This is a genomic window from Streptomyces sp. NPDC048269, assembly GCF_040652395.1.
Classification (GTDB): Bacteria; Actinomycetota; Actinomycetes; order Streptomycetales; family Streptomycetaceae; genus Streptomyces.
The window spans coordinates 26887-34891 of the sequence record NZ_JBEZLW010000056.1 but is presented as its reverse complement, the minus strand read 5'-3'; the positions used below and the strand labels follow the sequence as shown (position 1 = coordinate 34891).

The window sequence follows — 8005 nt, the reverse complement described above, 5'->3', positions numbered from 1 at the left end:
GGCGTGGGCGGGGCTGTGGTGCCGCTCCGCCCCCCGGGCCTCCGCGTCTCAGGCGTGGGCGGGGCTGTGGTGCCGCTCCGCCCCCCGGGCCTCCGCGTCTCAGGCGTGGGCGGGGCTGTGGTGCCGCTCCGCCCCCCGGGCCTCCGCGCCTTAAGCGCCGGCGGGGCTGAGGTGGGCGCTCCGCCCCCGGGCTTCCGCGCCTCAAGCACCGGCGGGGCTCAGGTGAGGGATCTGCTCCGGGCCCCGCGCCTCAAGCGCCGACGGGGCTGGGCGTGCCCCCGGGTCAGGGTGAGCGTGGGCTCGGGCCGGGCTGGAAGATCCGGGCTCCGCCCCGCGCTTCGACGTCCCGGGCTCCGCCCCGCGCTTCGAGTCCCGGGCGTCCGCGGGTGGAGGGGCCTCGGCCGAGGGCTGGAGGTGGGGCCCGCCCCCAGGTCTCCGCGCCCGCGCGCCGGTGGGGTCCCCTCTGGGGCTGGAGGTGGGGGCTTCGCCCCCGGGCACCCGTGTTCCACGCGTCGGCGGGGCTGGCCCCAGCCGCACGCCGCGCGGGTGCCTCCGGGTCAGGGTGAGCGTGTGCTCGGGCCGGCTGAGGATCAGGGCTCCGCCCGACGTCCCGCGCCCCGGGGCGGCTGGAGGTGGGGCTTCGCCCCCGGGTCCTATCGCCTCAAGCGCCGGCGGGGCTGGAGGCGACTTGGCCGAGGCTGGAGGTCAGGGCGGCCCCCGAGCCCGCGTCCCGCGCAAGGCGGCTGGAGGGGCCTCGGCCGAGGCTGGAGGTGGGGGCTTCGCCCTCGGGTCCCGCGTACCGCGTGTCGTCGGGGCTGGGGGTGCCCTGGGCCAGGGTGACGGTGTGCTCGGGCCGGGCTGGAAGGTCGGGGCTCCGCCCCGCGGTTCGCGCGCCGGTGGGGGTGGAGGTGATTCGGTCGAGGCTGGAGGTGGGGCCCCGCCCCCCGGCCCCGCGTCCCGCGCGTCAGCCGGGCTGAGGTGCCCTCTGGGCAGGGTGAGCGTGGGCTCGCGCCGGGCTGGAAGGTCGGGGCTCCGCCCCGCGTCCCGCGCGCCCGGCGGGGCTGGAGGTGGGGCTTCGCCCCCTGGCCCGCGCGCCCCGCGCCCCCGGTCCCCGCGCCCCCCGGTCCCCGCGCCCCCCGGTCCTCGCGCCCCGCGTCCCCAGGCCCCCCTGGCCCCCGCGTCCCCAGGCCCCCCTGGCCCCCGCGTCCCCAGGCCCCCCTGGCCCCCGCGTCCCCGGGCCCTCCGGGCCGTCCGGGCCGTCCGGCCCCGTGAGGGTGAGAGGGAGGGAGGCTACTGGCGGACCTTCAGGACGTCGCCCACGAAGTTGTTCGGGAGGAGCCTGTTGCACTGGAGTTCCGCCGCGTTCGTCAGGGCGTCGTCGCGGCAGACGTAGAAGTCCTTGTACGCGAGCTGCAAGGCGTACGAGCTCATCGCCAGCAGGATCGCCAGTGACGCCGTGACCAGGCCGCTCACCGCTGCCGTGCGCTGAGGGCGGGCCGCCTCGCCCAGGGCCGCCAGGCCGCCCGGGGCCGGGGTGCCGCTCTGGCCGGGCTGGGTCGTCGCCGGGGCGCCGCCCTGGCCGGGCTGGGTCGTCGCCGGCTTGCCGCGCAGGGCGCTGACGCCCCAGTACAAGGCGAGGGCGCCCAGCAGGAGTCCCACCGACGGGATGCCGAAGATCCCGAAGAAGAAGCCCCACATGCCGGCCAGCAGCGCGTACCGGGCGCGGCGCTGGATAGGGTCCGTCGGGTCCCAGCGCGCCGGGCCGCCGCGGCCCTCGGATTCCGGCCGGCCGTTGCCGTCCCCGCCGCCGTCGCCACCGCCGCGCGGCTGCCACGGCTGGTCGGGCCGGCCTTCCGGGGGAGCCGCGAAGGGGTTGTCGTCGGTGGGGGAGTCGGGCTGACGGCGGTCCGGCATCGGGTGTGTTACTTCCCCTGTGTCAAGGACGTCGCGACGACGTCGATTCGGCTTGTAGGCAGACGCTACCCCTCGCCCGTCCCCCCGTCCCTCGGGGGCCGTCCGGTGTGCCGGTATCGTTGCAGGCGGTCGGTTGCTTCGTATGGTCCCCCGTAAATCGGTACCCCGAAGTTTCGTATGACCATACAAAGACGAACACCGCATTCCCGTGAGAAAGGGCCTCCCATGGCCGCCTCCCGCCTGGTCGTGCTGGTATCCGGTTCCGGCACCAACCTCCAGGCCCTGCTCGACGCCATCGACGCCCATCCCGGCGGACCCGAGGGCTTCGGTGCCGAAGTCGTCGCCGTGGGGGCCGACCGCGAGAACATCGTCGGCCTGGAGCGCGCCGAGAAGGCGGGGATCCCCACCTTCGTGTGCCCGGTCAAGGCCTACGGGAGCCGCGAGGAGTGGGACACCGCCCTCACGGAGGCGACCGGCGCCCACGCTCCGGACCTCGTCGTGTCCGCCGGTTTCATGAAGATCGTCGGCAAGGCGTTCATAGACCGCTTCGGCGGCCGGTTCATCAACACCCACCCCGCCCTCCTCCCCGCGTTCCCGGGCGCCCACGGCGTACGGGACGCGCTCGCCTACGGGGCGAAGGTCACCGGCTGCACGGTCCACTTCGTGGATTCCGGCGTGGACACCGGTCCGATCATCGCCCAGGGTGTCGTCGAGATCCGGGACGAGGACGACGAAGCCGCTCTCCATGAGCGCATCAAGGAAGTCGAGCGACAGCTGCTCGTCGACGTCGTGGGGCGCCTGGCCCGACACGGCTACCGCATTGAGGGACGAAAGGTAACAATCCAGTGACCGCCGTAGAGAGCAACGACCCGACCACGACCCAGCGGCCGATCCGGCGTGCGCTCGTCAGTGTCTACGACAAGACGGGACTGGAAGAACTGGCCCGCGGACTGCACGAGGCGGGCGTCGCGCTCGTCTCCACCGGCTCCACCGCCTCGAAGATCGCCGCCGCCGGGGTGCCCGTCACCAAGGTCGAGGAGCTGACCGGCTTCCCCGAGTGCCTGGACGGTCGGGTGAAGACCCTGCACCCGCGCGTGCACGCCGGCATCCTCGCCGACCTGCGCCTGGAGGACCACCGCAACCAGCTCGCCGAGCTGGGCGTCGAGCCCTTCGATCTGGTGATCGTCAACCTGTACCCCTTCAAGGAGACCGTCGCCTCGGGCGCCACCCCCGACGAGTGCGTCGAGCAGATCGACATCGGCGGCCCGTCCATGGTCCGCGCCGCCGCCAAGAACCACCCCTCCGTCGCGGTCGTGACCAGCCCCGAGCGTTACGCCGACGTCCTCGCGGCGGCGCAGGGCGGCGGCTTCGACCTCACGGCGCGCAAGCGGCTGGCGGCCGAGGCCTTCCAGCACACCGCCGCGTACGACGTGGCCGTCGCCTCCTGGTTCACGAATGCGTACGCCCCGGAGCCGGAGGCCGTGCTGCCCGAGTTCCTGGCCGGCGCCTGGGAGCGCAAGTCGACCCTGCGCTACGGCGAGAACCCGCACCAGGCCGCCGCCCTCTACACGGACGGCCGGCCCGACGGGCTCGCCAACGCCGAGCAGCTGCACGGCAAGGAGATGTCCTTCAACAACTACGTGGACACCGAGGCCGCCCGCCGCGCCGCCTACGACCACGAAGAGCCCTGCGTCGCGATCATCAAGCACGCCAACCCGTGCGGCATCGCCGTCGGCACCGACGTCGCCGCCGCCCACCGCAAGGCGCACGCCTGCGACCCGCTCTCGGCCTTCGGCGGTGTCATCGCCGTCAACCGCCCGGTGACCGTCGAGCTCGCCGAGCAGGTCGCGGAGATCTTCACCGAGGTCATCGCCGCCCCCGCCTACGAGGACGGCGCGGTCGAGGTCCTGGCCAAGAAGAAGAACATCCGCGTCCTGAAGGTGGACGGCACCCCGCACCAGCCGGGTGACCTCAAGCCGATCTCCGGCGGCGTACTGCTCCAGCAGTCCGACGTCTTCCAGGCCGAGGGCGACGACCCGGCCAACTGGACGCTCGCCACGGGTGACGCGCTCTCCGCGGACGAGCTCGCCGAGCTCGCCTTCGCCTGGAAGGCCTGCCGCGCCGTCAAGTCCAACGCGATCCTGCTCGCCAAGGACGGCGCCTCGGTCGGCGTCGGCATGGGCCAGGTCAACCGCGTCGACTCGGCGAAGCTCGCCGTCGAGCGGGCCGGCGCCGAGCGCGCGCAGGGCTCGTACGCCGCCTCCGACGCCTTCTTCCCCTTCCCGGACGGTCTGGAGATCCTCACGGCCGCCGGTATCAAGGCCGTCGTCCAGCCGGGCGGTTCGGTCCGTGACGAGCTGGTCGTCGAGGCCGCGAAGAAGGCCGGCGTGACGATGTACTTCACCGGGACCCGGCACTTCTTCCACTGAGCCGTCCCGCTGGCCAGAACGGCGAAGGCCGCGACCCGCAGAGTGTGCGGGTCGCGGCCTTCGCCGTGGAGCTCCGGGGTTGTACCCCCGTGGAGCTCCGGGGTTGTACCCCCGTGGAGCTCCGGGGTTGTACCCCCGTGGAGCTCCGGGGTTGTACCCCCGTGGAGCTACGAGGGGTTCAGTGCCCCGTGGAGCTACGGGGTTCAGTAGCGCGGGCGCTTGAACCAGGCGGCGCCGGAGCTGCTGACCACCGAGGCGAGGATGATGCCGAAGATGGCGAGGCCGACGATGCCGCCGAAGACGTTGCTCGCACCGTTGGCGGAGGCCTGGGCGAAGTTCGCGAGGCTGCCCAGGATCGACAGCGACGCGTAGACGATCGTCGTGATGCGGACGCCGTTGCCGCCCTTGCCGAACTTGGCACCGAGGACGATGGCCAGGGCGGCGAAGGCGAAGACCACGATGGCGATGGCGACGATGATGCCGGCGCCGAGGTCGCCGGCGCTGGAGTTGGTGGCGCTGGAGACCGCTGCCGCGCCGATGAGCGCGAAGAGGCCGATGATGATCTGGATGCCGGCCACGATGAACAGCAGCACGCGCGCGGTCTTCAGCAGACCCGGCATCTCCATGGGCATGCCCGGGTAGCCGCCGGGGGCCCCGGGGTAGCCCTGCGGGGCCTGCTGCGGGTAGGCGTAGCCGCCCTGCGGCGGGATGCCCTGGGGCGCCTGCTGCGGGTAGCCGTAGCCCGGCTGGCCCTGCGGGGCCTGGGGCTGCTGTCCGTACGGGTTGTTCGGGTCGCCGAAGCTCATCTTGGGGTGTTCCTCCGTGGAAGTGCGGGGACGCACGGCACGCACGGAGGAAAGCTCTGTTCTACGGTCCGCCCCCCGGCACTGCCCGCGGCACTCTTTTCGGTCATCGTCGTCGGAGACGTCGGAACTTGTCCAGCCGGTTCCCGCGCGGCCGGTGACTTGTTGTGCAAGTGCAATGAACCGCGCGCGTCCATGAGCGCCTTGACTGGAACCGGGGGCACTCCATCCGGGAGGATGGGTACATGACCGCCCAGATTCTCGATGGCAAGGCCACCGCAGCCGCGATCAAGTCCGAACTGACCGCCCGCGTGGCGGCCCTGAAGGCCCGGGGCATCACCCCCGGCCTCGGCACCCTGCTGGTCGGTGACGATCCGGGCAGCCGCTGGTACGTCAACGGCAAGCACAAGGACTGCGCCGAGGTCGGCATCGCCTCCATCCAGCGCGAACTGCCCGCGACGGCCTCCCAGGAGGACATCGAGGAGGTCGTACGGGAGCTCAACGCCAATCCGGAGTGCACGGGCTACATCGTCCAACTGCCGCTCCCCAAGGGCATCGACACCAACCGGGTCCTGGAGCTGATGGACCCGCTGAAGGACGCCGACGGCCTGCACCCCATGTCACTCGGCCGGCTGGTCCTGAACGAGCCGGGCCCGCTGCCCTGCACCCCGTACGGGATCGTCGAACTGCTGCGCCACCACGGCGTCGGGCTCAACGGGGCGCACGTCGTCGTCCTCGGCCGCGGCATCACCGTCGGGCGCTCGATCGGCCTCCTGCTGACCCGCAAGTCCGAGAACGCCACCGTGACGCTCTGCCACACCGGTACCCGCGACCTCTCGGGGCTCCTGCGCCAGGCGGACATCGTCGTCGCCGCGGCCGGCGTCCCGCACCTGGTCAAGCCGGAGGACGTGAAGCCGGGCGCGGCCGTGCTCGACGTGGGCGTCAGCCGCGACGAGAGCGGGAAGATCGTCGGCGACGTGCACCCCGGCGTCGCCGAGGTGGCCGGCTGGATCTCCCCGAACCCCGGCGGGGTCGGCCCGATGACCCGGGCCCAGCTGCTCGTCAACGTCGTCGAGGCGGCGGAACGGACCAGCAGTGCGGGCTGAGCGGGGCGACGAGGGCGCGGCGTCGGCGGCCGAGGCGCCCCGGTCCCGCCGCTTCCCGTCCGTCACCCGGGACACCGCCCGCCCCGAGGGCAGCGGCCGGGCCGTCCCCGGTGCCGTGTCCACGCCCGCCCGTCAGTGGCCGATGCTCAGCGTGCTCACCGCGACCGCCGCGGGGCTGCTGGCCACGGCAACGGGGCATCCGCGGGTCGGCTGCCTGGTCATAGGCCTGGCTCTGATCGCGGCCTCGGTGCTGCGGCGCGTACTGCCCTCGGTGGGCATGCTCGCGGTGCGCTCCCGGTTCACGGACATGGTCACGTACGGGCTCTTGGGCGTGGCGATCACGCTGCTCGCGCTGGTGATGCAGCCCAGCCCGCCCGGCAAGCCGTGGCTGGAGGTCCCGTTCCTGGAGACGGCGGTCCGCTTCACCGTGCGCTGATACCGCCGTCCGCCGTCCGCCGTCCGCCGTCCGCCGTCCGCCGTCCGCCGTCCGCCGTCCGCCGTCCGCCGTCCGCCGTCCGCCGTCCGCCGTCCGCCGAACGGCCGAACGGCCGGAGCCGGGGGCCGGATCCACCTGGTGGACCAGCCCCCATGGAGACCGGCCGCCCCAGGGTCCGATAGCCTGACGGCGGATGTCTCTTCACGTCAAGATTTACTGCGGAGCGGCGTCCTCCAGCACATGGGGCGGGCACGCCCCGACCGCCAGCTGTCTAACGGAGAAGGCCATGACCCGCACTCCCGTGAATGTCACCGTCACCGGCGCCGCAGGCCAGATCGGCTACGCGCTGCTCTTCCGCATCGCGTCCGGCCACCTGCTCGGCGCGGACGTGCCGGTCAAGCTCCGCCTCCTGGAGATCCCCCAGGGCATGAAGGCCGCCGAGGGCACCGCCATGGAGCTCGACGACTGCGCCTTCCCGCTGCTCAAGGGCATCGACATCTTCGACGACCCGAACCAGGGCTTCGAGGGTGCCAACGTCGCGCTGCTCGTCGGCGCCCGCCCGCGCACGAAGGGCATGGAGCGCGGCGACCTGCTCTCCGCCAACGGCGGCATCTTCAAGCCGCAGGGCAAGGCCATCAACGACCACGCCGCGGACGACATCAAGGTCCTCGTCGTGGGCAACCCGGCCAACACCAACGCGCTCATCGCGCAGGCCGCCGCCCCGGACGTACCGGCCGAGCGCTTCACCGCGATGACCCGCCTGGACCACAACCGTGCGATCTCGCAGCTCGCGCAGAAGACCGGCGCCGACGTCTCCGACATCAAGCGTCTGACCATCTGGGGCAACCACTCCGCCACCCAGTACCCGGACATCTTCCACGCGGAGATCGCCGGCAAGAACGCCGCCGAGGTCGTCAGCGACGAGCTGTGGCTCGCCGAGACCTTCATCCCGACCGTCGCCAAGCGCGGCGCCGCGATCATCGAGGCCCGTGGCGCGTCCTCGGCCGCGTCGGCCGCCAACGCCGCCATCGACCACGTGCACACCTGGGTCAACGGCACCGCCGCGGGTGACTGGACCTCGATGGGCATCCCGTCGGACGGCTCCTACGGCGTCCCCGAGGGCATCATCTCCTCCTTCCCCGTCACCACCAAGGACGGCAAGTACGAGATCGTCCAGGGCCTGGACATCAACGAGTTCTCCCGCGCCCGCATCGACGCCTCCGTGCAGGAGCTCGTCGAGGAGCGCGACGCGGTCCGCGAGCTCGGCCTGATCTGAGTCCACCCGCTTCACCGGAAGGCCCCGGCGCCCAGCGCGCC

General features: G+C 72.9%; 7 protein-coding genes. 5 read left to right on the top strand and 2 right to left on the bottom strand.

All coding sequences use genetic code 11. The annotated features are described in order from the left end of the window. Positions 1-1290 precede the first annotated feature (1290 nt). The gene (locus AB0D48_RS33380; protein WP_362405659.1) at positions 1291-1914 is read right to left on the bottom strand and encodes a hypothetical protein; all 624 of its coding nucleotides are present in this window, start codon (positions 1912-1914) and stop codon (positions 1291-1293) included. A 225-nt stretch (positions 1915-2139) separates the two neighbouring features. Here AB0D48_RS33380 and purN point away from each other — a divergent pair, with 225 nt between their 5' ends. Further along, a complete protein-coding gene (gene purN / locus AB0D48_RS33375) occupies positions 2140-2763 on the top strand; it encodes a phosphoribosylglycinamide formyltransferase (protein ID WP_362405656.1) in 624 nt (207 codons plus the stop codon). Then, on the top strand, positions 2760-4343 hold the full coding sequence (gene purH / locus AB0D48_RS33370) for a bifunctional phosphoribosylaminoimidazolecarboxamide formyltransferase/IMP cyclohydrolase (RefSeq protein WP_362405653.1): 1584 nt from the start codon (positions 2760-2762) through the stop codon (positions 4341-4343). Before purN ends, purH begins: the two co-directional genes overlap by 4 nt. Before the next feature lie 203 nt (positions 4344-4546). Here purH and AB0D48_RS33365 read toward each other — a convergent pair whose 3' ends face one another. Beyond that, positions 4547-5149: a hypothetical protein gene (locus AB0D48_RS33365; protein ID WP_362405678.1), complete on the bottom strand. Its 603-nt coding sequence runs from the start codon at positions 5147-5149 to the stop codon at positions 4547-4549. Between the two features lie 242 nt (positions 5150-5391). Between AB0D48_RS33365 and AB0D48_RS33360 the strand changes: the two genes are divergently transcribed. The 3 genes from AB0D48_RS33360 (at position 5392) to AB0D48_RS33350 (ending at position 7964) form a co-directional block, all read left to right on the top strand. Next, entirely contained in the window at positions 5392-6252 is an 861-nt protein-coding gene (locus AB0D48_RS33360) for a bifunctional methylenetetrahydrofolate dehydrogenase/methenyltetrahydrofolate cyclohydrolase (RefSeq protein ID WP_362405650.1), read from the top strand. Continuing rightward, positions 6242-6688: a DUF3017 domain-containing protein gene (locus tag AB0D48_RS33355; RefSeq protein WP_362405647.1), complete on the top strand. Its 447-nt coding sequence runs from the start codon at positions 6242-6244 to the stop codon at positions 6686-6688. Before AB0D48_RS33360 ends, AB0D48_RS33355 begins: the two co-directional genes overlap by 11 nt. 286 nt (positions 6689-6974) lie before the next feature. Continuing rightward, positions 6975-7964, top strand: a complete 990-nt coding sequence (locus tag AB0D48_RS33350) for a malate dehydrogenase (RefSeq protein WP_362405644.1) — start codon at positions 6975-6977, stop codon at positions 7962-7964. Positions 7965-8005: the final 41 nt, after the last annotated feature.